The organism is Myxococcus sp. CA023 (assembly GCF_010998615.1).
GTDB lineage: Bacteria > Myxococcota > Myxococcia > Myxococcales > Myxococcaceae > Myxococcus.
Genome location: NZ_JAAEAH010000053.1, coordinates 33,387 through 57,364 on the forward strand (window position 1 = coordinate 33,387; position 23,978 = coordinate 57,364).

At 66.8% G+C, this 23,978-nt stretch carries 19 protein-coding genes; 15 read left to right on the forward strand and 4 right to left on the reverse strand.

The window, feature by feature from the left end; all coding sequences use genetic code 11:
* Positions 1 to 6 precede the first annotated feature (6 nt).
* The 8 genes from F8M74_RS22950 (at position 7) to F8M74_RS22985 (ending at position 9,914) form a co-directional block, all read left to right on the forward strand.
* Positions 7 to 657: a LysM domain-containing protein gene (locus F8M74_RS22950; RefSeq protein WP_228559947.1), complete on the forward strand. Its 651-nt coding sequence runs from the start codon at positions 7 to 9 to the stop codon at positions 655 to 657.
* 697 nt (positions 658 to 1,354) lie between these two features.
* Positions 1,355 to 1,843 (forward strand): hypothetical protein, encoded by a 489-nt coding sequence (locus F8M74_RS22955; protein ID WP_228559945.1) that lies wholly within the window; start codon positions 1,355 to 1,357, stop codon positions 1,841 to 1,843.
* A 310-nt stretch (positions 1,844 to 2,153) separates the two neighbouring features.
* The gene (locus F8M74_RS22960) at positions 2,154 to 3,545 is read left to right on the forward strand and encodes a glutamate decarboxylase (RefSeq protein WP_141256387.1); all 1,392 of its coding nucleotides are present in this window, start codon (positions 2,154 to 2,156) and stop codon (positions 3,543 to 3,545) included.
* A gap of 39 nt (positions 3,546 to 3,584) precedes the next feature.
* Entirely contained in the window at positions 3,585 to 4,913 is a 1,329-nt protein-coding gene (locus F8M74_RS22965; RefSeq protein ID WP_141256388.1) for an APC family permease, read from the forward strand.
* 138 nt (positions 4,914 to 5,051) lie between these two features.
* A complete protein-coding gene (locus F8M74_RS22970) occupies positions 5,052 to 6,440 on the forward strand; it encodes a DcaP family trimeric outer membrane transporter (RefSeq protein ID WP_141256389.1) in 1,389 nt (462 codons plus the stop codon).
* A gap of 34 nt (positions 6,441 to 6,474) precedes the next feature.
* The gene (gadC, locus tag F8M74_RS22975; RefSeq protein WP_141256390.1) at positions 6,475 to 8,088 is read left to right on the forward strand and encodes a putative glutamine/gamma-aminobutyrate antiporter GadC; all 1,614 of its coding nucleotides are present in this window, start codon (positions 6,475 to 6,477) and stop codon (positions 8,086 to 8,088) included.
* Positions 8,042 to 9,010 (forward strand): glutaminase A, encoded by a 969-nt coding sequence (gene glsA, locus F8M74_RS22980; protein ID WP_141256391.1) that lies wholly within the window; start codon positions 8,042 to 8,044, stop codon positions 9,008 to 9,010. The genes gadC and glsA overlap by 47 nt, the downstream gene beginning before the upstream one ends.
* A gap of 181 nt (positions 9,011 to 9,191) precedes the next feature.
* Complete coding sequence (locus F8M74_RS22985) at positions 9,192 to 9,914, forward strand: trimeric intracellular cation channel family protein (protein WP_141256392.1); 723 nt, start codon at positions 9,192 to 9,194, stop codon at positions 9,912 to 9,914.
* A gap of 105 nt (positions 9,915 to 10,019) precedes the next feature.
* On the opposite strand, the gene F8M74_RS22990 is transcribed toward F8M74_RS22985, so the two are convergent.
* Complete coding sequence (locus tag F8M74_RS22990; protein ID WP_141256393.1) at positions 10,020 to 11,339, reverse strand: ferritin-like domain-containing protein; 1,320 nt, start codon at positions 11,337 to 11,339, stop codon at positions 10,020 to 10,022.
* 523 nt (positions 11,340 to 11,862) lie between these two features.
* On the opposite strand from F8M74_RS22990, the gene F8M74_RS22995 reads away from it, so the two are divergent.
* On the forward strand, positions 11,863 to 12,471 hold the full coding sequence (locus F8M74_RS22995; RefSeq protein ID WP_141256394.1) for a DUF417 family protein: 609 nt from the start codon (positions 11,863 to 11,865) through the stop codon (positions 12,469 to 12,471).
* A gap of 5 nt (positions 12,472 to 12,476) precedes the next feature.
* Here F8M74_RS22995 and F8M74_RS23000 read toward each other — a convergent pair whose 3' ends face one another.
* Both F8M74_RS23000 and F8M74_RS23005 read right to left on the reverse strand, forming a co-directional pair.
* Complete coding sequence (locus F8M74_RS23000) at positions 12,477 to 13,007, reverse strand: RNA polymerase sigma factor (RefSeq protein WP_141256395.1); 531 nt, start codon at positions 13,005 to 13,007, stop codon at positions 12,477 to 12,479.
* A gap of 458 nt (positions 13,008 to 13,465) precedes the next feature.
* Entirely contained in the window at positions 13,466 to 14,914 is a 1,449-nt protein-coding gene (locus tag F8M74_RS23005; protein WP_228559943.1) for a glycoside hydrolase family 43 protein, read from the reverse strand.
* Positions 14,915 to 15,693: 779 nt separating this feature from the next.
* On the opposite strand from F8M74_RS23005, the gene F8M74_RS23010 reads away from it, so the two are divergent.
* The 5 genes from F8M74_RS23010 (at position 15,694) to F8M74_RS23030 (ending at position 22,159) form a co-directional block, all read left to right on the forward strand.
* On the forward strand, positions 15,694 to 16,665 hold the full coding sequence (locus F8M74_RS23010; RefSeq protein ID WP_141256398.1) for an MYXO-CTERM-anchored inactivated metalloprotease: 972 nt from the start codon (positions 15,694 to 15,696) through the stop codon (positions 16,663 to 16,665).
* A 355-nt stretch (positions 16,666 to 17,020) separates the two neighbouring features.
* Positions 17,021 to 19,756 (forward strand): DNA/RNA non-specific endonuclease, encoded by a 2,736-nt coding sequence (locus F8M74_RS23015; RefSeq protein ID WP_141256399.1) that lies wholly within the window; start codon positions 17,021 to 17,023, stop codon positions 19,754 to 19,756.
* A 486-nt stretch (positions 19,757 to 20,242) separates the two neighbouring features.
* The gene (locus F8M74_RS23020) at positions 20,243 to 20,620 is read left to right on the forward strand and encodes a DUF1684 domain-containing protein (RefSeq protein ID WP_141256400.1); all 378 of its coding nucleotides are present in this window, start codon (positions 20,243 to 20,245) and stop codon (positions 20,618 to 20,620) included.
* A 34-nt stretch (positions 20,621 to 20,654) separates the two neighbouring features.
* Positions 20,655 to 21,395, forward strand: coding sequence for an alpha/beta hydrolase (locus tag F8M74_RS23025; RefSeq protein WP_141256401.1), 741 nt, complete (start codon positions 20,655 to 20,657; stop codon positions 21,393 to 21,395).
* Entirely contained in the window at positions 21,392 to 22,159 is a 768-nt protein-coding gene (locus F8M74_RS23030) for a glutathione S-transferase N-terminal domain-containing protein (RefSeq protein WP_141256402.1), read from the forward strand. Before F8M74_RS23025 ends, F8M74_RS23030 begins: the two co-directional genes overlap by 4 nt.
* 17 nt (positions 22,160 to 22,176) lie before the next feature.
* Here F8M74_RS23030 and F8M74_RS23035 read toward each other — a convergent pair whose 3' ends face one another.
* Positions 22,177 to 23,208: a histone deacetylase family protein gene (locus tag F8M74_RS23035; RefSeq protein ID WP_141256403.1), complete on the reverse strand. Its 1,032-nt coding sequence runs from the start codon at positions 23,206 to 23,208 to the stop codon at positions 22,177 to 22,179.
* A gap of 304 nt (positions 23,209 to 23,512) precedes the next feature.
* Between F8M74_RS23035 and F8M74_RS23040 the strand changes: the two genes are divergently transcribed.
* On the forward strand, positions 23,513 to 23,950 hold the full coding sequence (locus F8M74_RS23040) for a YciI family protein (RefSeq protein WP_141256404.1): 438 nt from the start codon (positions 23,513 to 23,515) through the stop codon (positions 23,948 to 23,950).
* Positions 23,951 to 23,978: the final 28 nt, after the last annotated feature.

Here is a 23,978-nt window from a genome sequence, read left to right on the forward strand (position 1 = left end):
GCTTCCATGTCCAACTACCGCATCCGTCCCAACGATACCCTCTCCGGCCTGGCGGCCCGTTTCGGCACCACGGTGGAGAAGCTGGCCCGTGACAACAACATCGCGAACCCCGACCTCATCTACGCGGGGAACACGCTGCGCATCGGGCACTCCGGTCGCGACAGCTTCGACGCCGGTAGCGGCCGTCAGGGCGTTCGCGGTGGAGGCCCCTCGGGTGACGTGAGCGGTGGAGCGGACGTGGGCGGCCCGACGGGCGCGGGGCCCAGCAACGCGTCTGCCGCGATGCGTCGGCTGGCGGATGCGGCCCGCTCGGCGGCCATGGGCATGGGCGGCTACAACAGCCAGGGCCTGTGCGCCACGGGCGTCAGCCGGGCCATCCGCAACGCCCTGGGCATTGGCGTGTCGGGCAACGGCAACCAGATTGACAACAACCTGCCGCGCGACAAATTCAAGCAGGTCAACATGTCGCTGGAGGAGGCGCTGAAGATTCCGGGCCTCGTCCTCACATGGGAGAGCACCTCCACGCGCCTGGGCAGCATCTACGGCCACACGGCCGTCACCCTGGGTGATGGTCACTCGTCCGCGAGCGACTTCATCGAGCGCAACACGACCAACAGCGGGCGCACGGGCTTCAAGGTCTTCATGCCCATCGTGTAGTGCCGCTACGCAGATGGCATCCCTGGAAGCCCCTGGCCCTGTAGAGGGTCGGGGGCTTCGTCGTTTCCAGCGGAGGGAAAACGCGGGACGCGCGCTGCGTCCCATTCGAAGATGCAGGGCTTGAGGCTCGCCTCGCCTTCGAGCCCGTCGCTGAACCGGACCCGGACGACAAGGGAGCGACACAGCGGGCTTCGACCATCATCCTGGTCAAGAGCCGCTCCATTCCTTGGGAAGACACCGGGAGGAAGCGCGTCGAGGGTACCCCAGGGGAACCACGAGGAGGGCACCGCGCTTCATGCCGCGGAGGTGAGATGTGAATGCGAGCGAGTCCCCAAACACCCTCCATCCAGAGAGCCTCTGCTCTTGATGCGAGGCATCGGGTTCCCCCTCATGCCTCGTTGGACACCACCTTCGAGGTGATGCCCACGCGACCCAGGGGCAGCTCGCTGAGTGGCATCTCTCCACCGCTGGGGTCATCCAGGAACGAGTGGATGCGTGCAGATTGCCCACGAAGAGAATGGCGTTGCTGTTACCCTTCCTGCGCTTCCCCCGCGAGCAAAGGAGTCATTGCACGATGCGATTCTTGAAAAGGACTGTCTATCTTTGTGCCGCCCTTCTCTTCCCTGCCTGCGGCGGAGGGGATGGGGTGACCGGGCAGGACGACGCGCTGGCGCAGCAAGAGTCAGCGGTGTCATCCGTGTCGCTTGACGGATGCATCTACAGCATCTCCGCCTACCCGCAGCCGAACGTGACGCCGACTGTCTATGACGTCAAGCTCTTCCGCCAGCCCATCCCGACGTGTGTGTATGGTTACGGCAGCGTGACCCTGGGCACGTCCGTCGTCTATGAGCCGACGCGGTCCGTGGCGGGGAACGCGCTGGGAATCGCCGCGAGCTACACCAAGAAGTCGAGCCTCAGCGGCAGCGCGCCCATCACCCTCAGCGTGCACCACGTGGACCCGGCCACACTGACCGTCATCCGAAGCAGCGGCTTGGGCGTCTATCTGGGGGCGGGCAACATCGTGTCGGAGAACGTGGCGATCGCCGCGGACGGCACCACGGTAACCGTCTCGGGCTCGAAGACCGGCGTCATCTCGGGAGAGAGCGGCAGCGGGAGCCACTACACAGCGAGGTATCCGGACTTCTTCACCAGCACCACGCCGCCGACAATCATGGCGTTCCCGTGAGGCCTCGCCTCGCACCTCGGGCCACATGAGGTTTGGGGCGGGAGAAACCTCGTTCGAGGACTCCCGCCTCAAGGCTCGGCCTGCTCCAGACATGGGCATCGTGCGAGGCTCCGGTGTCTCACCTCAGGTCCATCACGCCCTTGTAGCGAACGTAGGCGCGCTGGAGTGCCGCCCTCGGCAACGAGTGCCGGCCGAGCGGAGCGAGCGCAAGCTCCGCTTCCCGCCCGCCCCCGGAGACCGTTGGCGACACCGTCCACGAGCCCCATCTCAACCCACGAATCAAAGGCCACCCGCTCGTCAAGGACTAGGCATGACAATTCGAGGGAGAGAAGAAATCCGCGCCCGCATCAATGACGACGTGTACGCGTCGCCTGACCTCTCCATCGCGATGCCCAAGTTCCGCATCCCGGACGAAGAGCATCGCGCAGACCACGCCTACGCAGTGGTGCACGACGAGTTGCTGCTCGATGGCAACGCGCGGCAGAACCTGGCGACCTTCTGTCAGACGTGGTCCGAGCCTCAAGTGCACCGCCTGATGGATGAGTGCCTTGTCAAGAACATGATTGACAAGGATGAGTATCCGCAGATAGCGGAAATCGAAACGCGCTGCGTAAACATGCTCGCCGACCTCTGGCGCTCGCCTGTCGCGCGCGACACCATCGGCACCTCCACCACGGGCTCCAGCGAGGCCGCCATGTTGGGAGGCCTTGCCCTGAAGTGGCGCTGGCGCAAGCACCGCGCTGCCGAAGGAAAGCCCACGGACAGGCCCAACCTCATCTGCGGCCCAGTGCAAATCTGCTGGCACAAATTCGCGCGCTATTTCGACGTGGAACTGAGGCAGGTCCCGCTTGCTCCCGGGCGGATGACACTGACGCCGCAGGAGGTGCTCAAGCGCTGCGACGAAAACACCATTGGCGTGGTTCCCACCCTGGGCATCACCTACAACCTGCTCTACGAACCGGTAAAGGAAATTGCCGACGCCTTGGATGACCTCCAGCGCCGAACGGGCCTGGACATCCCCATCCATGTAGACGCGGCGAGCGGAGGCTTCATCGCTCCGTTCATCCACCCAAACGTGGTGTGGGACTTCCGCCTGGATCGAGTCAAGTCCATCAACGCTTCCGGTCACAAGTTCGGGCTGACGCCCCTGGGCTGCGGCTGGGTCGTTTGGCGTGACAAGAGTGACCTGCCGGAAGAGCTGATATTCCGCGTGGACTACCTGGGCGGGAACATGCCGACGTTCGCATTGAACTTCTCACGGCCAGGCGGGCAGATTGCCATTCAGTATTACAACTTCCTGCGGCTGGGGAAAACGGGCTACCAGCGCATCCAGCAGGCATGCTCGGACACCGCGAACTTCATTGCGAAGGCGGTCGAACAGCTGGGTATCTTCGAGATCATCTACGACGGCCGGGGGGGAGTACCGGGAGTGTGCTGGAGGATGAAAGACGGCGTGAGCCCAGGCTTCACGCTCTACGACCTCGCAGACCGGATGCGTGAGCGCGGCTGGCTGGTACCCGCCTATCCCATGCCCGCGGATTTGGAAGACATGGTGGTGCAACGGGTATTGGTCCGTCACGGCGTGAGCCGGGACCTGGCCACGCTGCTGGTACACGACCTTCACGCCAGCATCGAACATTTCCACCGCCACCCAGTGAGTACGCCAATGTCGAAGGAGGAAGCCTCCGGCTACCACCACTGAGTCTGGTGAAACGGGGAACGCCAACATCGAGGGCACCTCATGGCGGAACAACCAACGAAGGGCCGGCCCGCGCGGCGGGCAACGATGAGCATCTGGGCGGTCAGCGCGCTTGGCATTGGCTCCATGGTGGGAGCCGGCATCTTCGCGCTGCTGGGACAGGCCGCGCTGCTCGTCGGCCCGAAGACCTGGCTCTCGTTCGCGCTCGCGGGAGTCGTCACCCTCTTGTCTGGCTACTCCTACGCCAAGCTCGGCTCGCGCTACCCCAGCTCCGGCGGCATCACCCTCTTCTTCGAGGAAGGCTTCGGGCGAGGGCTCGTCTCAGGGACCCTCTCGCTCATCTACCTCATCACCCTGGCCATCAGCATCGCCATGGTGGCCAAGACGTTCGGAGCCTACGCCACCCGGCTCTTCCTCCCGAGCGGAGGACACCTCTGGTTCAGCATCTTCGGCTCGGCCATCGTCATCCTGCTCTCGGTCCTGAATGCCGTCGGCTCTGGCGCGGTGGGCAAGGCGGAGGTCGCCCTCGTGTCCATCAAGCTCATCATCCTGGGCGGCCTGCTCGCCGTGGGCATCTACTCCATGACCCAGGGCGGAACGCGGCACCTGAATACGCACGCCTACCTGGGGCTCACCGGCCTCATCTCGAGCGTGGGGCTGTGCTTCTTCGCCTACTCGGGCTTCGGCATGATGGCCAACGCCGCGTCGGATGTGGCCAATCCCAAGAAGACCATTCCCCAGGCCATCTTCCTGGCCATCGGCGTGGTGACGGTGCTGTACGTGGGGCTCTCCGTGACAGTCCTGTCCCTGGTATCACCCGCGGAGCTCGCCCGTAACGCGGACACCGCCGTGGCCCAGGCGGCCCGGCCCGTGCTCGGCTCCGCGGGGTTCACCATCGTCGCGCTCGGGGCCTTGCTCGCCACCGCGTCGGCCATCAACGCCACGCTCTTCGCCGCCCTCAATGTGTCGACCGCACAGGCTCGCGCCGACCAACTCCCCCAAGCCTTCAGCACGCCCCTCAAGGGCAAGAGCACGAAGGGTTTCATGTGGGGCGTGGTCGCCATCCTGGTGATGGTCAACACCATGAGCCTGGGCGCCATCGCCAATGTCGCCAGCGCGACCTTCCTCATCTGCTACATGGCGGTCCACGTCGCGTGCTGGAAGCTCGCGCGCCAGACGGGAGCCTCGCGCGCCGTCATTGGCGTGGGCGCCGCACTGATGGGTGTCGTCCTCATCACCTTCCTCGTCAGCTCCGCGAAGACCCAGCCGCTCTCGCTCGTCCTCACCGTTGTCGCCGTCGCGGGCAGCGCGCTCGTCCAGTGGCTCATCCAATCGCATCACCACGGCCTGCCGCACTCCCGCGCGCGCTGACAGGCCCGCCCGCGCGACCTCCGCACGGGTAGGAGGGATGCCCGCATTCCAACATCGGGCAAGACTCCCTAGCTGGGATGACTGGAACCAGAGGGTCCCTACGCTTTCAGCCACTTCGCCGTGGTGGCAACGGACCCGATGACTTCTTCAGCCCCTTCTCAGCAGCTCCCTGTTCGCGGCGTCGCCATCGCGCTGATGGCTGCGCTGAGCACCCTCGCCTGGGACGCCCAGGCCCAGGAGCCCTCCACGGAAGGCGCCTCTCGACCCGAGTCCTCCACGAGCCATGACGCGAAGACAGACACGTCCTCCGCGCCCCTGTCGCCCGCTGAGGAGCTGGCACTCCTGGAGCTGCCCTTCCTCGACCTGATGCTCCCCTCCAACACCCAGGCCTTCGCTCCACGGCCCGACCACGGGGTGTTCGACACCAGGCTGCCCGGTTACTTCCGGATTCCGGCCACGAAGGTCTTCCTGAAAATCGGCATCGGCGCCACCACCGCGTTCACGGTCAGCTCCAAGCGTCTGGGCACGCCCACCTGGTTCACCACGTCCGCCATCCCCGTGCGCGGCCAGCCCTTCTTCCACTCTCCGGGCGCCCATTCGACGGTCACCGCCAACCCGTCCGACATCTCCTTGGAGATGCGCGGCAAGACTGAGCTGGGCCCGATGAAGCTGCTCTTCAACACGAGCTTCGCCCAGAGCAAACCCACCTTCGGCTTCCATCCGAACTACGCCTACGCACAGTTGGGCGGCGTGCTGGCGGGCTTCACCGATTCGACCTTCGCGGACGTCGATGCCTACCCGAGCACCCTCGACTTCGAGGGCCCCAACGCGCTCGTCTTCACCAAGCGCGCCGTGGCGCGCTACAGCCACCCGCTGTCTCACGACAAGCACCAACGGATGTTCCTCCACGTCGCCCTGGAACAGCCTGGCTCCAACGTTCCCACATCCGCGGGAGAGCCGCGCGACATGCTCCCCGACGGCGTCGTCGCCTGGCGCAGCGAGGGAGGCTGGGGCCACCTGCAGCTCGCCGGTCTGGTGCGCGCGGTGGGCCTCCAGTCCAAGGACAGCGAGGACAGCAAGACGGTGCTGGGCATCGGCGGCAACCTGACCGGCGCCTACCACTTCTCCCGAAAACACACGCTGCTCGCCGGCATCTCCGGCGGACAGGGCCTGGGCGCGTACCTCAACGACACGGGCGGCGCGCAGTACGACGCCGCGCTGAATACAGCGGGCTCGCTCAAGGCCATCCCCCTGCTCGGGGCCTACGCGGGCGTCACCTACGCGTGGACCCACATGCTCCGCTCCACGGCGACCTACGGGTGGCTCAAGCTCTGGGACCGGGACCTCGAAGCCTCGCTCGATGCGAAGAGCTTCCGGCGGTCGCAATACGCGTCCCTGAACCTGGTGGCCAAACCCATGAAGGGCGTCCTGGTCGGCGTCGAGGGGCTGTGGGGCTACAACCGCGCCATCGACAGCCAGTCCGGACAGGCCGTCCGCGGACAGCTCACCCTCCAGTACCGCTACTGAAACACCACACGAACCAGGACCGAGGGAAGACTCCATGGAGTCGGGGACGACCAGAAAACCCATTGCCGCCAGTGCGGCGCCCAAGCTGGGCGTGCTCACGCTGGCCATCATGAACGTCACGGCCGTCGTCAGCCTTCGCGGCATGCCCGCGGAAGCCGAATACGGACTGACCTCCATCTTCTATTACACCTTCGCCGCGGTGTTCTTCCTCATCCCGGTGTCGCTGGTGGCGGCGGAGCTGGCCACGGGCTGGCCCGAGAAGGGCGGTGTGTTTCGCTGGGTCGGCGAGGCCTTCGGTCCGCGCTGGGGCTTCCTCGCCATCTTCCTGGTCTGGATCGAGTCGACCATCTGGTTCCCGACGGTGCTCACTTTCGGCGCGGTGGCGCTGGCGTTCGTCGGCCCCAACCAGACATGGGACAAGGCCCTCTCCAGCAACAAGTTCTACACGATTCTCATCGTGCTGGGCCTGTACTGGGCGGCGACCTTTGTCTCGCTGCGCGGGCTCAAGACGTCCTCGAAGATATCCAAGTGGGCGGGCCTCATCGGCACCATCATCCCCGCCGCGCTGCTCATCGTGTTCGGCCTCACGTACCTGGCCTCGGGACGACCGATTCAGATTCAGCTCGGCTGGGACAAGGTGATTCCCGACTTCAGCCAGTTCGGAAACCTGGTGCTCGCCGCGTCCATCTTCCTGTTCTACGCGGGCATGGAGATGAACGCCATCCACGTCGTGGATGCCAAGAACCCCTCGCGCACCTATCCGCTCGCCATCCTCATCGCGTCGGTGACGACGGTGGTGATCTTCGTGCTCGGCACGCTGGCCATCAGCTTCATCATCCCCAAAACGCAGATCAACCTGACGCAGAGTCTGCTCGTCTCGTACCGCGACTTCTTCAATGCGTTTGGGATGGCCTGGTTGTCACCGGCGATAGCAGTGGCGCTCTTCCTGGGCGTGCTGGGCAGTGTCACGGTGTGGGTCTCCGGCCCCTCGGCGGCGCTGGGAGTCGTGGGCCGGGCGGGCTATCTGCCGCCGTTCTTCCAGCGACGGAACAGACACGGCGCGCCCAGCCACATCCTCATCGTACAGGGGATGGTGGTCACCTTCCTGGCGTTGATGTTCGTCATCCTGCCGTCGGTGCAGGCCGCGTATCAAATCCTCAGCCAGCTCACGTCGACGCTCTACCTCATCATGTACATGCTGATGTTCTCGGCCGCCATCTACCTGCGCTACAGCGAGCCGCACACGAAGCGCGCCTACCAGGTCCCGGGTGGAGAAGTGGGCATGTGGGTCATCGGCGGAGCGGGCCTCATCGGAGCGCTCGTCGCGTTCGTGCTCAGCTTCATCCCGCCGTCGCAAATCAAGGTCGGCAGCCCCATGACGTACGTGCTCATCCTCATCGCCGGCAACATCCTCTTCGTGGCCATCCCCCTCATCCTCTATGCGCAGCGCAAGGCCAGCTGGCGCACGGCGGCGGGAGCGCGCGACCTGGCCCCCTTCAACTGGGAGAAGCCCGACGCCTCGGGCCACCCCGGCGCGGCTCCGACACTAGGCGACGAGGAGGCTTGGCCTCCCATGACTCCACACGACAGGAGGCAACCCGATGGGCGCACCGACGACACACGCCACCATCCGCGCGGCGACCACTGAAGCGCATCAGCGATTCCTGGACCTGAAGGAAGGACAGAACGCCAGCTACATCCCGGTCCTCGCGCGCGTCCCACCCGAGCGCTTCGGGCTGGTCGTCGTCACCACGGACGGACAGGCGACGGAGGCCGGGGACACCCGCTTCGAGTTCGCCATCGAGTCCATCTCCAAGGTTTTCACCCTCGCGCGGGTGCTCGACGAGGTGGGCGCGGAAGTCCTCCAGAAGAAGGTGGGCGACAACCCCACCGGCGAGTCCTTCGCCTCCGTCCACGCGCTCGTGGTGCATGACGGCAAGCCGCTCAACCCCTTCGTCAACGCAGGGGCCATCGCCACCGTCAGCCTGATTCCCGCGGACTCGGCTGCGCGCCGCTGGGAGAAGATTCACGAGACCGTGTGTGCCTTCGCGGGCCGCAAGCTCGAGGTCATGGACGAGGTCTACCGCTCGGAGAGCGCGACCAATCAGCACAACCGCGCCCTCGCGTGGCTGCTCGACAGCAGCCACACCCTCTACAGCGACCCCATGGAGGCGACGGACGTCTATACGCGCCAGTGCTCGGTCGGCTTGACGACCTATGACCTGGCGGTGATGGGGGCCACCCTCGCCGCGGGAGGCATCAACCCCCTCACGCGGCAACGCGCCGTCAAGGCGGAGCACGTACCTCGGATTCTCGCCGAGATGACCATGAGTGGCCTCTACGACAACACGGGCACGTGGCAATACGAGGTCGGGTTGCCCGCCAAGAGCGGCGTGGGCGGCGGAATCCTCGCCGTCGTTCCGGGCAGGCTCGCCATCGCCGCGTTCAGCCCTCCGCTGGACCGTTTCGGCAACAGCGTGAGGAGCCAGCGGGCCATCCGGCACCTCTCGGAGGTGCTCGACCTCAACCTCTTCGCGACCACCACCGGGTCCTCGCCACCGGCAAGGTGAAGCACGACGCGACGCATCTTTCAGCGTGGTGGAGACGGTTGCCTGGGTCCTCCTTCCCAGGCAAGGGGCCGTGCATCCCGCCACCGGGCGCGTCGTCCCGCGATTGCCCTCGCGCGCGCGCGTCCCCAGCGTGCGGTGAAGGAGGCGCGGAGCGGATGCCGCCGCACGCGCGCGCACGTCCATGGACATCGACCTGTGGGACCTGTCGAGACCGGAGGTCCAGGAGCATGTCCTCTCGCTGGGGACCCTCGTCGCGGACCTGCTGGGCGTGTTCGCGGGTTCGGTGCTCGGCGCGCTGCTGGCCGAGCGTCGGAAGCTGGACCTCATGGGCTTCCTGGTGCTCGGGCTGGTGTCCGGTATCGGCGGAGGCATCCTCCGGGACACGCTCCTCCAGGCGGGGCCGCCGCTGGCGCTGCTGCGGCCGTCCTATCTGGTGGCGGCGTTCGGCGGCGCCTTCACGGCGTTCCTCTTCGAGCTACGGCACGGGCCGACGGTGAAGCTGCTCATGTCACTGGACGCGCTGACGCTGGGCTCGTTCGCGGTGGCGGGGACGCAGCGGACACTGGAGGTAGGGCTGTCGCCCGGGACGGCCCTCCTCATGGGCATCATCACCTCCGTGGGCGGCGGGATGATTCGCGACGTGCTCATCCAGCGTACGCCCACCCTGATGCGACCGGAGCCTGGCTACTACGCGATGGCGGCGCTCGCGGCGAGCGCGGTGTGCCTCACGCTCTCCTTGTTGGGACACCAGCGCATCGCCTTGCTCGCCGGCATCGTCGTAGGGGCGCTCGTCCGCCTGTTCTCCGTGCGCCACGGCTGGCGGTTGCCCGTGAAGAAGGCGCGGCGGCCCCAACCTCCGGTGAAGGGCGACGGCTTCGACGGGATGGAGGAGGAGCCGAGGTGATGCGCGAGAGTGCCGCCAACGTGAGCGTCACGAGCCTTGGGCCGCTCCCCCCCTGATGGCATCACGAGCCTCGGCTCCATGGCCTCTTCAGGAGCAGGCCCGGCCTCAATTCCAAAGTTCCTGCGAGAGCAGGTCCACCATCGCGACGGCGACCTCCGGTTCGGGCAGCCCCAGCGCCCGCAGGAGCGCCGCATCGGTCGGCGCGGAGACCTCCGCACGCAGCGCCTCCACCGCTCGCTGACGTGCCGCGCGCACCGCCTCCTGCTCGGCGGACGGCAGACGCTCTACCGCCCAACGGTCGATGGCCCAGGACAGGTCCGCGTGCCGGGTCTCGTCCTCGGCGATACGGACCATCGCCTCGCGCACCTCGTCGTCCTCCGCGTGCAGGGCCTGATGGTGAGCCAGCAACGCGCCGTACGTCTCGCGCACGCACCCCTCCACCGCGTTGTCCAGCGCCACCTCGAGCAGCGGCCTGGGCGGGAGCGGCGCCACCACCGCGCGCGCAGGCGTCGCGCCATGACGACGCGCCAGTCGTCCACACACCTCCGTATGAGCCACCTCATCGAGTGCGCTGCGCAGCGCCGCCTGCTGAAGCTCGACCGCCGCGCCATGAAGCGCCAGTTCGTCCCGCAGCCTCAAGAAGGCCGTGATGGAGGCTTCCTCCAGGTGGGCGATGAGCGCGAAGTGCTGCCCCAGCTCATCCGCGCATGCAACCGAACCATCCGAGCGGAGTCCCGCGGGCCTGCGCCCCACGGTGCACCCCTTCGTGCCCCGCTCCAAGATGTGGGTCCGCTTCACGCGTACCTCGCCCGAGGGTGTCACCTCCAGCAGATACTGCGTCAGGTTGGAGCCCTCTCCACACGCAAACCCCTTCGTGGCGACGACATTGAAGGTCCCGTCCGCGTTGGCCTTCACCGCGCCTTTCTCCAACTCGGTGCAGCTCAGGTTGTAGCCCCCCGCGAAGACCTGGAGCAGCGCCTCCTGAGAGGTGTCGATGTCGCCCAGGAAGGCCTGGAGCGCCGCTTGAGAGGTGTGGGCCTCCACCGCATCCCCTCGCGTCGTCACGAGGTAGTACGCGTAGCAGTCCGGCTCGCAGCGGGAGCGAAACCCCTCCTCGGAGGAGAGGGCCTCGAGCTCCGCGTTACACGCCGCCGGCTGCGTTGCGGTCTCGCACGGCGTCCCCGAGGACACGAGGGTCTGTTGCCGGGGCGTGGTGTGCAGGTCGGCGAGGAGCCTCATCTCGACGAAGTCCGTCTGTGTCGCGGGAGACAGCCCTCGGACCGACAGGCTTCCATCATCGCAGGTGGGGGGTGAGTAGCCCTCCAGGGAAACACCCCCACTGCCACAACCGGTGAGCAGCAGCGGGGACGCCAGTGATGCACTCAGCGCTCGAGCGAAGAGCCGACGCAGTTGATCCGAGTTCAAGTAGCACTCCTCTTCAGGAACGACCTCTCCCTCGAAAGCAATGACGATGCCAGGAGCACTTCATTCGAGGAACCCGGGGTCGCCGACTGAAGCATGTGGGTGTTTTCCATGAGCATACTCAGAAACCTGATGCACTCGGTGTCCCGGATTGCTCAGGTCGCGCGGCAGCGGCGCCCAAGCGGGCTCAACATGACGCCGCCCTCGCGCTGGCATGGCGCCTCCGCAGGAGGTGGCCCACCTCAGGTGCTCGCGCCGCTGGCAGTTCGCCGCCTCACCGCCGCTCGACGTGCCGCCCCGGTTGCTGCCCGGCGCTCGGCCGGAGCGCTTCACGTTCCAGCGGCAGAGCAGGCGCTCGCTCCCACGAAGGAGATCCCCCGGAAACAGGCGCGCTGCTTGTCGCCGCGCTCGCCTTTCGCATGCTCCGTGTAATGCCCGGACGGGACGAAACCTGACTACTGCATAGCGCGAGCGTTCGAGTCCGAAACCGCGGGCTCGAGCGCTCCCCACAGCAGGAGATCCATCCTTGTCCCGTATCGAGTCACTCCTCCGCCTCGCCGCCCGTGCCGACCGCATCGGAATGAACGTCCTTCGCGCCGGCCTGATCGTCGTCCTCGTCTGGATTGGCTCGCTCAAGGTCGCCGAATACGAAGCCGACGGCATCGTCCCCTTCGTGGCCAACAGCCCGGTCATGAGCTTCGTCTATGCGTACGACGCCCCCGAATACCGGCAGCATATGAATGCCGAAGGCGCGCTCGTTCCTGCCAACCGCGCGTGGCACGAGGCGAACGGGACCTATGGGTTCTCCTACCTGCTCGGCGGCGTGATCGTGCTCTTCGGCCTGCTCATCGCCGCCCATTGGTGGCGCCCGGAGCTCGGCGCGATCGGCAGCGCCCTCGTTATCGGCATGTCGGTCGTGACGCTCTCTTTTCTCGTCACCACACCTGAGAGCTGGGTGCCGGCGCTCGGCGACGCCCACCACGGCTTTCCGTGGCTGAGCGGCCGCGGGCGGCTGGTGGTCAAGGATGCAATCATGATTGGCGCCGCCATCGTCACCATGGCCGACTCCGCGCGGATCTGGCTGGCGCAGCGCAAGCCGCAGCCGGCCGAGCGGCTCCACCGCGCCGCCGCCTGAGAGCGCTACTCCTCCATGCACGCGCGGAGTTCACGCTTCGCGCGATGCAGGAGCACGGCGACGTTGCCAGGTGTGGTGCCAAGGAGATCCGCCACGCGGACGCCCGGCTGATCCTCGAGCAGGCGCAGCGTCACCACCTGGCGCTGCACGGCGGCGAGCTTCTCCACGCATTGGAAGGCGAGCACATGCGCCTCGGTATGCTCGATGAGCGAATCGACGCTCTCCCGATCGTCGGCCAGGCTCTCGACCACTTCGCTGTCGCTGAGATGCGGCCGCGCGAGTTCGTGGCGCCGCCTCTTGTTCCGCGAGTGGTTGCGCACGAGGATCGCGAGGAGGTTGCGGCTGTCGTCCTCCTCGTACGCGAGCTTCCGCGCGTGGGGCAGGCCGAGGAAGGTCGCGAAGGCGTCCTGGACGGCGTCGAGCGCATCATCGGCGAGCAGGCCCTCGTTTCGAGCCACCGCCGCGAGCGCGCCGCGATGGTCGCGCACCAGGCTGGTGACCCAGGAAAAGAACCCCTTCTCGTCGTTGCGCTCCATCTCCAGCTCCTTCCAGCGGCAGATCCGGCAAGCAACCGTCGCCCCCCGCGAAGCGTCCTGCACGCCTGAGGGGCGCGGCAGTTCGCGGAGGTAGGCATCTGCTCCCCGCCGTACCATGGCCTCTGTCGCGCGGCGACGCCGCCTTCATCTGAAGGGGGCCCGTCTCTCCGGCGACGTCCAATAAGGGCCGCCCCTTCCCCTGGCCCAGGCGGCCCGCGAGCGCGCCCCGGCGAGCGGGTACGCCAGCCGCCGCCCGCCCACCGCGATAGGAACCTTCGCGCGTGTCCAGGCGTCCACCTCCGACCGAAGGGGGGGTCTTCCGCGCGCGGCGAGGTGCCTCGAGCCATGCGGAGCTATCGATTGCCTTCTGCGGGCAAACCGCCCTCCCCCGCCGCCGCGCACCTCCGCGCCGTGGCGAATGAGGCCGCGGCGCGGAGGCAGTCGTCACAGCGACACCGCTACGGCATGGGCCGCGAGCTCGCCGACGGCGCGGACGGAACCGCGGGCCAGCCATTGGGCCACGTGATTGCATCCACGAGCATCACCCGCGCCGTGTGGGCGCTGTTCCACGCGTGGTAGACCATGTACATGTCACCGCGCGGCCCGGTGACGACGGAGTTGTGTCCCGGCCCCACCCAGCCGCCACCCGTCTTGAGAATCGGCGAGCCCAGCTTGGTGTACGGGCCCAGCGGGCTCGTCGCCCGCGCGACGCCCACGGCGTAGGTGCTGTTGTAGTACGCGTTACCGCTATAGAAGAGGTAGTAGTAGCCGCCCCGAGCGACGACCCATGGCGCCTCGACGACGCCGCCCTCCCACGAGAGGTTGTTGCTGATGAGCGTCTGGCGCGAGCCCACCAGCGACAGGCCATCCGCTGACAACGCCTGCCCATAGATGGGCGTCGGCCGCCCCACCGCATTGCCGTCCGCCTTCCACACCAGGTAGGGTGCCCCGGTGGTGCTCGTGAAGAAGGTGGCGTCAATCATCCCCATCGCTGTGTCATGCACGAGCGGCCTGCCGATGTCCGTGAAGGGCCCGAGCGCGCTCGCCGACGTCGCCGCGCCAATGGACAGCTTCCCGTTCGAGTGCCGCGCGGTGAAGTAAGCGATGTAGCGCGTCCCCACCTTGTGGATTTCCGGCGCCCAGAAGTCGCCCGTCGCCCAGGTGGGCTTCGACGCCGACGGGAAGATGGAGCCCGCGCTCGTCCACGTCACCAGATCCGTCGACGTGCGCAGGGGGAACGCATTCGCCGCGCCGCCGGACGTGCACGCGGCGACGTACCGCGTCCCATCATGGATGACGCCCGGGTCCGCGCAATCCACGGGGACAACCGGGTTCCGGTACAGGCCGCCGCACCCCGTGTAGCGGAAGGACATGCCGCACGCGCCCGTGCCGCTGAAGTACGGCCTCCACCCGTTGGAGAGCACCGCGTACGAGTTGCTGCCCTCGTTCGTGCAGGCCCGGTCCCAGAACACGCGCCCGCTCACGTCGTCGTACTGCGCGGGGTGTCCCGACGGGTGCAGCCACGACGCGGCATAGGTGACGCGCGTCGAGCACGCGGAGGCCCCGGCACAGTCCGTGTCGAGCGCCATGACACACGCGTTGTTGCCGGTGAAGTACGGCCGCCACCCGTTGGAGAGCACCGCGTACGAGTTGCTGCCCTCGTTGATGCAGGTGCCATCCCACGTCACCAAGCCACTCGCGATGTCGTACTGCGCGGTGTGCCCCGAGGGGCGAATCCACCTCTCGCCGTAGGTGATGCGGGTGCTGCACGCGAGCGACGCGCCGGCGGTGCCTGCCGGAGCCTCCTCCGCGAGCGGCGTGTCGATGCGCTCGTCGCCACAGCCGGATGCAAAGGCAGAGACGGCGCACACCACAGTGAGCGCCAGGATGCGAGGGAACTTCCTCATGGAACCACCTCCAGATGGAGGGGTGTGAACTAACACGAAATACCAGCAAAACAAGAAACACGAGCCATCTACTCTCCGACCCATGTCCTTCAGTCGACCAGAGACAACAGCACTTGAACCTCCACCCGCATGAGCACCGGGACACGCACGCCTGGCGCGCTACCTATTCAATGGGGCCGCCGGAGCCGCCTCGGACGAGCACCCACGCTGATACGCATCCAGCGCCTGCTCTAACCGCACTCGCTCTTCCTCCGGCCATTCCTTGGGGAACTTCGCCACCGCTTGCTGTTGGTCCGCGACCGCTTCCCGGCAATGGCCCTGGTGGAAGGCCACCAGAGCCGAGGTCTCGAGCGCATAGGGATTCTCGGGTGCGAAGCGCCGCCCCACCTTCGCCAAGGGCTCTGCTTCCGCGTACTTCCCTTCCTGCGCTCGCAGCCACGCCAACTCTGTCGCGGGCCACCAGGCCTCGGGCGACAAGCGGTTCAGGGCATGAAGCGCCTTTTCATACTCCGGCCCTTGGGATGGATGGCTTGCCAGAAATCTCGCGAAGTCAAGCCAGGCGTCGTCGCTTCCAGGAAATTGCGTGACACGTGCGCGAAGCCACCGCTTCGAGGTGGGTGGCCACCCGGTCCATCAGTGCTGACAGGCGCTCGGCGTCCGGAGGCTGGTTGGTGAGGGATTGGGCGACAATCACCTGGTGCGTCGAATCCACTGCCGATCTGTTCGACCTGCGCCGGAACTCGCGGCGTGTCACCCGCACCGTCTATGATTATCCGGACATGCCCCCTTCCAGAGTCTTTCTTCTCATTCCTCTCGTCCTCCTCTTCGGTGTGTCCAGCGCGCGAGCACAGCCATACGAGCGTACACGATACGGAGGGCTGGAGCTGTGCCGTGGTGACAGGACCGTGACCTATGCGATGACCACCTCGGGTGGCCACCCGACCGCTGAAGAGAGGGCTGCGGTCACCGCCGCGTTCAACACCTGGAACCAGACCGTGGCCAGTTGCTCGGACCTGGTGTTCACGCCCAGCGAGGATGTGCCCCATCCTGCACCGCGACCGCTCGACGGGAAGATGCTGGTGACCTTCCGCCAGGTGAACTGCCCGGACATCGTCCCCGATGACGATGCCTGCTGGCAGAATGAATCCTGTTCCGACAAGTATGACTGTTGGCCCTTCGCGCCGGAGGATGTCGTCGATGAGACGAGCTATTTCCGGCTGTCCACCGGTGAGATTCTCGGCACCGCCATCAGCCTCAACAACAGCAATGGCATGCTCACCACGCTGGACGGTCCCCCCTGCGACGCGGGAGTCATCGAGCCCGGCTGCGTCATCGGAGATGTCCAGAGCCTGGTGACACGCTCCATCGGCGAGGGGCTGGGGTTCGCCCTGCTGGCCCACACCGATTCCACGATGTCTCGCGTCCTGCCATGGGGCGATACGCAGAAGCGCATCATCGACCCTGGCACGCTCCAGGGCATCTGCGAGACCTATCCCCGAGGGCTGCCAACACCCGGGTGCATCATCTCAACGGATGGCGGCGTCCCGGACGCTGGTGACGGCATCCCCTCCGACGATGGTGGCGTGCATGAGGCTGACGGTGGTGTCCCGGACGCTGGTGACAGCGTCCCTGACGGCGATGGCGGCGCTCCGTCAAAGTCTGGCTGCACCACCACCTCCTCGGTGCCACTCCTCGGAGCGCTCATGCTCCTGCTGGGGGCGCGACGCACTCGCCAACGCGCACGGGACTGAACCCGCGGATGGCATGACCTGACCCGAGCACACATTCGCAGCGGCTTCACTGCCCCCGTGGGGCGGCCTCCACACCTTGCGCGGGCGAACACGTCCACCGCGAAACTCCTGCTTGAGCAGCCCCACGAAACGAAATGCATGTGCCTGGAAGAACTCAGTACCTTCCGGACCTCCAAGTGCCTGGCCCGCCGGACGACACCGTGGACGCCTGCACCGTGCCGACCCACCGTGTACAGGAAGGACCCACGCGCGGCTGGGCACGTGCACGGCCGCCTGCCGCTCCCCACGCCGTCGTTACGGCTCACGTTTCACCGAGGAGAACTCCCACGAACATACAGGAGGTCGAGAGGAATTCATGGAAAGCAATGGACTGACGCCATTCACATTTCACCGGCATGACCGCCCCGAAGTGGCGGCGGAACTCCGGCCCATCAGAGGCTTGGCACCTTCTCCAACAAGAGAAGCGCCCTCCCTGGCCTCGATCGACGCAGAAACGGCGGCAAGGCGATATCTCGACAAGGCATTCGCCAGTCCGCAACTCCCGACCTTCAATCCCATCGTGGTCCAGAGCCACACGAACGAATTCCGTACGCTTGGCGCCGAGGCGCTCCCTCTCACCGGGACCACCATGGTGAAGTTCCGCCAGCTCTTCGGGAGCATCCCCGTCTACGGCTCCCTGGTGACAGTTGAATTGGACGAGAACAACGAATTGCTCACCATCAACGCATCTCGAGGAGAACCCTCTGGCGTCAATCCGGTGGCGAAGCAATCTCCAGCCCAAGCCCTGAAAGTCGTCGAAAGTGCGGCTGGATACACGGACGGCTCTCTCAAGGCCGTCCCCATTCTCCAATACTACTTCAACCCGAAGAACAATCAGTGGCACCTGGCCTACACAGTCGAAAATGTGCCAAGCCAGAAATCAAAAGACCCACGAGCCCCTGCCCTCTTTGACTACGTGGTGGACGCCCATACGGGCGCGATGATCGCCGAACTGCCGCGCACGCAGGGAATGGAGTTCACGGAAACGGAACCCTACGAACCGCGACGGCGCCCCAGTCCTGCCTCATCCCGCGTCACTGATGTCGGATGCTCAGAAACAGCAGTGGATGAACTCGGAAAGGAGCGCGAGTTCCGGTGCAAGCTGGAACAGGATCGCATCGTGCTCGTGGACGAGGACTACAACGTCCACACTCACGACGCACGCTTCCGCGACATCCAACTCGACAGCAGGACGTTCCCGGGCGACTACGTCACGCTGCCCCCCAGGCCCTGGTCCGCGGCAGGAATCAGCGCACATGCCAACGCCATCGAGGTCGCTCATTTCCTGCGCCAGGTCCTCAAGCGCAACAACCTCGACAACCAAGGAGGCCGCATCACCTCCTCCATCAACTGCTGCTACAGGAGCGAGGGCAACGGACAAGAATGGCGAAATGCAGCCTGGATCCGCTCCCAGATGGCCTACGGCCAGCGCATGCAGGATGACAAACTCATCTCCTACGCCACCGCGCTCGACGTGGTCGCCCACGAAATCTTCCACGGACTCACCGAGAACACTGCGCGCCTGTGGTACGAAGGAGAGAGCGGAGCGCTCAACGAATCCTACTCGGACATTTTCGGCATCATCGTCTCGAACTTTCGCGAGCCCGACGTCAGGAAGTGGAACTGGCAGATGGGTGAGGAACTGGAGGGAACGGGGCTCCCCATCAGAGATCTGAGCTCCCCCAAGCGCTGCAAGCAGCCGGAACACATGAATCAGTACGAGGAGGGTTCATCCGACTTTGGTGGCGTGCACTTCAACAGCGGCATCCACAATCGCGCGGCCTACCTCTTGCTGACTGCGGCCGATGCGGCGGGACGGCCGCTCCTGAAGCCGAAAGAGGTTGCCGCCCTCTTCTATATCACGCTCACCCAGCACCTCTCTCCCACCTCCAAATTCAGTGACAGCCGTCGTGGGATGAGCGTTGCGGCGCGCACGCTCTTCCGAAATGACCCGGCGCGAGAAGAGAAGCTGAAAGCCGTCGCACGTGCCTTCGACACGGTAGGCATTCCATCTACGGTAGGCACTCCATCTACTGAGTTCCAGGGAGCGATTGACGCCGCGGAGACGGAACACCCCTCCCCCTCGCTCTCAACCGAGGCGCAGGAGAGCACCATCGTCAGCGTCGCCCCCAAACTCCTCATCCCCTACTCGGCGGACTTCTTGGGCGACGGATTCCAAGTCCCTCTGCCCAAGCTGACCGGGCGCACGCTCGACGAGTCCTTCTCGGGTGGACAGGTGGTGGACTACGTCCACTTCTCCCTGGCCCTGCACGAACGTCGCCGCACAGCGCTCTACACGGCGTGCAACATCGACGCTGCGCACATGGTGCGGCTGGGACGCGAGGGACTGCCGTGGATGATGGACCCCCGAATCCCAGCCAAGGTGCAACTGGGACCCGCCTATTATGCACGCAACCCGTGGGATCGGGGACACCTCGTCCGGCGGCAGGACCCCATCTGGGGCCCGGTTTCAGAAGCGCGCCGGGCCAATGAAGCCACCTTCTACTTCACCAATGCCGCTCCCCAACATGCCAATTTCAACCAGGATGAGTGGCTCGTGCTCGAGGATTGGGTGCTTGAGCGTGCGCCCGACTTCTCCTATCGGTTGTGCGTCTTCACGGGTCCCGTGCTGAGCGACGATGACCCACCGCTGCGAGATGCGCAGATTCCAGCGGGATTCTGGAAGGTGGTGGTCCTCCGCGATGCCAGCGCGGGAGGCGCAGACCTTTCCGTGGTCGCATTCTTCATGAAGCAGACGGAGATGCTGCACGACAAGCTCGGAAAGAAGCTTCTGCAACTCAAGCGCTACCAGGTAACGCTGCAGGCCATCGAAGCGTGGACGGGCCTGGACTTCGGTGCGCTGAAGGATGCTGACGAACTGGCATGGGCGCCCGCCGCCCTGCGCGCCGACGTGCCTGCCGAATCCTACCGGCGGCTCACCGGCCCGCAGGACCTCGTCTTCAGCGGCAACCGACGACGCGCCGCGGGCCGACGCATCCTCCCACTGAAGTTCACCGCCCCCTCCCAGGAGATGGATGGGTTGATGCACTGAATGCTGGTGGAGGGGCCTGATGCGCGCGAGCCTCGTGGAGCGATAGAGGCCCCTCGAAGGCTGGCGGGCATGGAGCACGGGGGCCTCTTGGGTTCGAAAACCCGAAGCCGCCCCCGTGCCCCCTTCACTGGATGTCGGAGTCAGGAGGCCTGAGTTGAAACGTGCGCTGGGCCTCGACCGTCGCCCCCTGACAGCGCTGAAATGCGGCGATACCCGCGACATCCGGTGAGGAAGTTCCGGTTGGCGAAGTCCGGGTGGGGACCGAAGCCGGTATCCAGCACAGCCACCTTGATTCCCTTGCCCGTGAACTGCGAGGAAAGGACCCGCGTCGCATGAAGGCCCCAGGTTGCGTCGAGCTCGTCTACCGCCCGCAGAGCCGCCGGCGCGAACCGCGCTACCGCGACGCAGCCATCTGCCAACAATCGGTCCACAAGCTGAACGACGGAGTCTCTGTCACCTCTCAGGTACGCTGCGGAGAACTCCTGGATGGGTGCCCTTTCCATGGGAGGCCCCATCCCAGGCGGTCCATCCAAGGAAAGGCTGCGTCTCCGCGCTGAACGCATCCGAGGTGACGCGACGGCCCCTTCCTCGCCGGGCGTGGCCGTCTTCCGCCTGGGCGGGCGCGAACACCGGCTCGCGGCGATGCAGGAGGAGGCGACGAGCCCCACCCGACGAGACCAACGGCGCGGGGGGGGCGACCGCGAAGCCGAGACACCCATGGGGGACAAGATGGTGCTGGACTACAACCGGGCCTACAACCCCACCTGTACCTTCTCCGCCTACAACCTGTGCCCGCTGCCGCCGCGCCAGAACCGACTTCCCTTGCGCGTGCAGGCAAGCGAGAAATGCCCGCAGAGTCAGTGAGCGCCGCGTCTCCCCTTCCGCTGTCGGAGGTCTGATGATGAAGCCCCTGCACCTCGCCGTGCTCCGGATGCTGCCTGCGCTCTGTCTCGCGTGTGCCCACCCGCCCCAGGCGCCCCGCGAGGCGCCGGTTGCCGCACCCGCGCTCACCTACGAGACCTACACCGTCGGAGCAGGCGAGCCCGAGGCGATGCTCGTCGCGCTGCACTACTCCGGGTCCACACCCGGGTTCTGGAGACCGCTGCTCGAGGACTGGCGCACCCCGACCCGCGTCGTGCTGCCTCGCGGTCCGCACCCGCGCAGGGAGGGCTTCACCTGGTTCGCCTCCGGCCACGAGCAGAAGGCGACCGAGGAGAAGACCGCCGACGTGGAGCAGATGGCCGCGCGGCTCGCAGAGCTCATCCGCGAGCTGCGCGCCGAACACCCCCGCATCCGCCGCGTCGCCGTGACGGGCTTCTCCTACGGCGGAGACCTCGCCTGGATGCTCGCGCTGCGCCACCCGGAGCAGGTGGATGTCGCGGTGCCCATGGGCTCGCGCCTGCTCGGAACCCCCACGCCCGGTGCACCGGCCACGCGGCGCGTGTGGGTGCTGCAGGGCGAAGTCGACCCCATCACCACTGCCCCGCAGACCGCGGCGCGCGTGGACGCACTGAAGACAGCCGGTGTCCCCATCGACGTGAAGGTCTACCCCGACCTCGGCCACGACTTCTCACCGCAGCTCATCGACGACTGGCGCACCTTCCTGCAGCATCAGTTGCGCACGGAGGCACAGCGATGACGTGGACCCTGATTGGCGAGGCAGTCTCTCCCTGGTCCGAAAAGGCCCGCTGGGCGCTGGACCACCACCGCCTCGCGTATGCGTACCGCGAGCACTACCCGCTCATCGGCGAACTCTCGCTGCGGCTGCGGGCGCGGCGGCTGAAGGGCCGCGTGAGCACGCCCATGCTGCTCACGCCCGAGGGGCCGCTCATCGACTCCTTCCACATCGCCCGCTACGCGGACGCGCACGGCAGCGCGCCCACACTCTTTCCGGCCGAACACGCCGAGGAGATCGCCGCCTGGAACGCCCGCAGCGAGGCCGCGCTCGGCGCGGCGCGGGTGCGCTACCTCGACCGGCTCGCGAACGACCGCGCCGCGAAGCTGGAGCAGCAGCCACCCGCCTTCCCTGGTTTCGTGCGCCAGCTCTCGGTGCCCGCGGTAGACCTCGCCATGGCCTTCCTGCGCAGGAAGTACGGGATGCCGGACAGCACGGCGGCGGAGGCCACGCTGGTATTCGAGCTGGAGGCGCTGCAGCGTGCGCTCGCGGGCGGCAAGCGCCACCTCGTCGCGAACCGCCTCACCTACGCGGACCTCGCGATGGCGGTGACGCTGCAGTTCGTGTCACCCGTGGACGGCGGGCACCTCGCGGTAGGCCCCGCCACGCGCGCGGCGGGCGTCCACCCGCAGCTGTGCGCGCGCTATCCGGACATCGTCGCCTGGCGCGACGCGCTCTACGCGCGGCACCGGCGCAGCGAGCAGCCCGCCGAGCCCGTCCGGGAGTAGCGTGCCTGCCCCCACCTTCAGCGTCCGGCGTCGAAGCCCCCGAGCACGCCGGCCACGTTGAGGCCGAGGTCCTCCACCGCGTAGCCGCCCTCCTGCACGAACACCGTGGGCAGCCGCAGCTGCGCGAGGCGCCGGCCCATGAGGGGGAAGTGCTCGCGCTCGAGCGCGAAGGCGCTGATGGGGTCTCCCACGTAGGTGTCCACGCCCAGCGACACCACCAGCGCATCCGGGCCGAAGCGGGCCACGGCGTCCAGCGCGGAGTCGAGCGCGGCGCCGTACTGCGCCCAGGTGGTGCCGCGCGGCAGCGGGAAGTTGTGGGTGAAGCCCTCGCCGGCGCCGGCCCCGCGCTCGTCGGCGTAGCCGAGGAAGTAGGGGTACTCCGTCTCCGGCGTGCCGTGCAGCGAGACGACGAGCACGTCGGCGCGCTCCCAGAAGATGTCCTGGGTGCCGTTGCCGTGGTGGTAGTCCACGTCCAGCACCGCCACGCGCGCGCAGCCACGCTCGCGCAGGTGCTGCGCCGCCAGCGCCGCGTTGTTGAGGAAGCAGTAGCCGCCGTAGGTGGAGTGGCCCGCGTGGTGCCCCGGAGGTCGGCACAGCGCGTAGGCGCTGCGCTCACCCTCCGCCACCCAGGCCGCGGCCGTCAGCGCGCACTGCGCGGCGGCGAAGGCGGCGTCCCAGGTGCCCTGGACGATGGGCGTTCCGGCGTCGAAGGCGTAGTAGCCCATCTGTCCGTTGATGCCGGAGGGGAGGTGGTCGCGGCGCATGCCCCGCGCCGGAAAGCCGCTCGGCAGCATGAAGCCCTGCTTGCCGATGGCCCTCCACTGCGCGTGCGCGGTGCGCAGGAACTCGACGAAGCCGGCGTCGTGCACGCCCAGCAGCGACTCCAGTCCGAAGGCCCGCGGCTCGCTCACCTCCAGGCCGGCCTGCCTCACCGCCTGCAGGATGAAGTCCGCGCGCGCGGGCATCTCGAAGCAGGGCACCAGCTCACCGCGGTGCAGCTCCATGCCGCCGTCGTGGAGGGCGTGCCGCGGGGAATGAACGACTCGCATCGAATGGGCTCCAGGTTGCACGTGCGCCGTGCCGGCACAAGACGTTACAGGACCTTCGTAACGATGGCGTGACGCGCTCAGCCGGGTACTCGCCCGCCGGGAGGTCCAGCTTCTTCACGAAGCCGAGCACGTCCGCATGGAACGCGAGGGCCTTGGCCTGCTCGTCCACGAACACGCTGCTCAGCGTCACCTGCATCGCCACCTCCGGGTGGTGGGATTGCCCTTCTCTCATGGGCCGGAAAGTGGCGCCGCGTCAGCCGCTGCCTCTAGGGTTCCCCGCACTTGCTTCCCGAGGACCCTCGCCATGACGCTCACGACCGCCCTGCTCCTGCTCACCCTCGGCGCCGCGCCGGCCCAGCCCGCCGCGAAGAAGTTCGAGTTCGACAGGCACTACCTCGTCCTACTCGAGCGAGTACCTGGCGCCAAGAAGCTGCCGGAGGCCGAGCTGGCACAGCTGCAGAAGGAGCACCTCGCGCACCTCACGCGCATGGGGGAGAGCGGCAAGATGGTGCTCGCGGGCCCCTTCGATGAGCAGGACGACGTGGGCATGCGCGGCGCGTGCATCTACCGCACCGCCACCAAGGCGGAGGCGAAGCAGCTCGCCGAGCAGGACCCGATGGTGAAGGCGGGCCGGCTGCAGGTGCAGGTCATGGCCTGGTACACGGAGAAGGGCTACCTGGCGTTCCCCAGGGCCCCACCCGTTGAGGATGCCAAGGACGTGGCGAAGGACGCGGGCAAGTAGCGCCCACGCAGGCGGACCACCTCAGCCC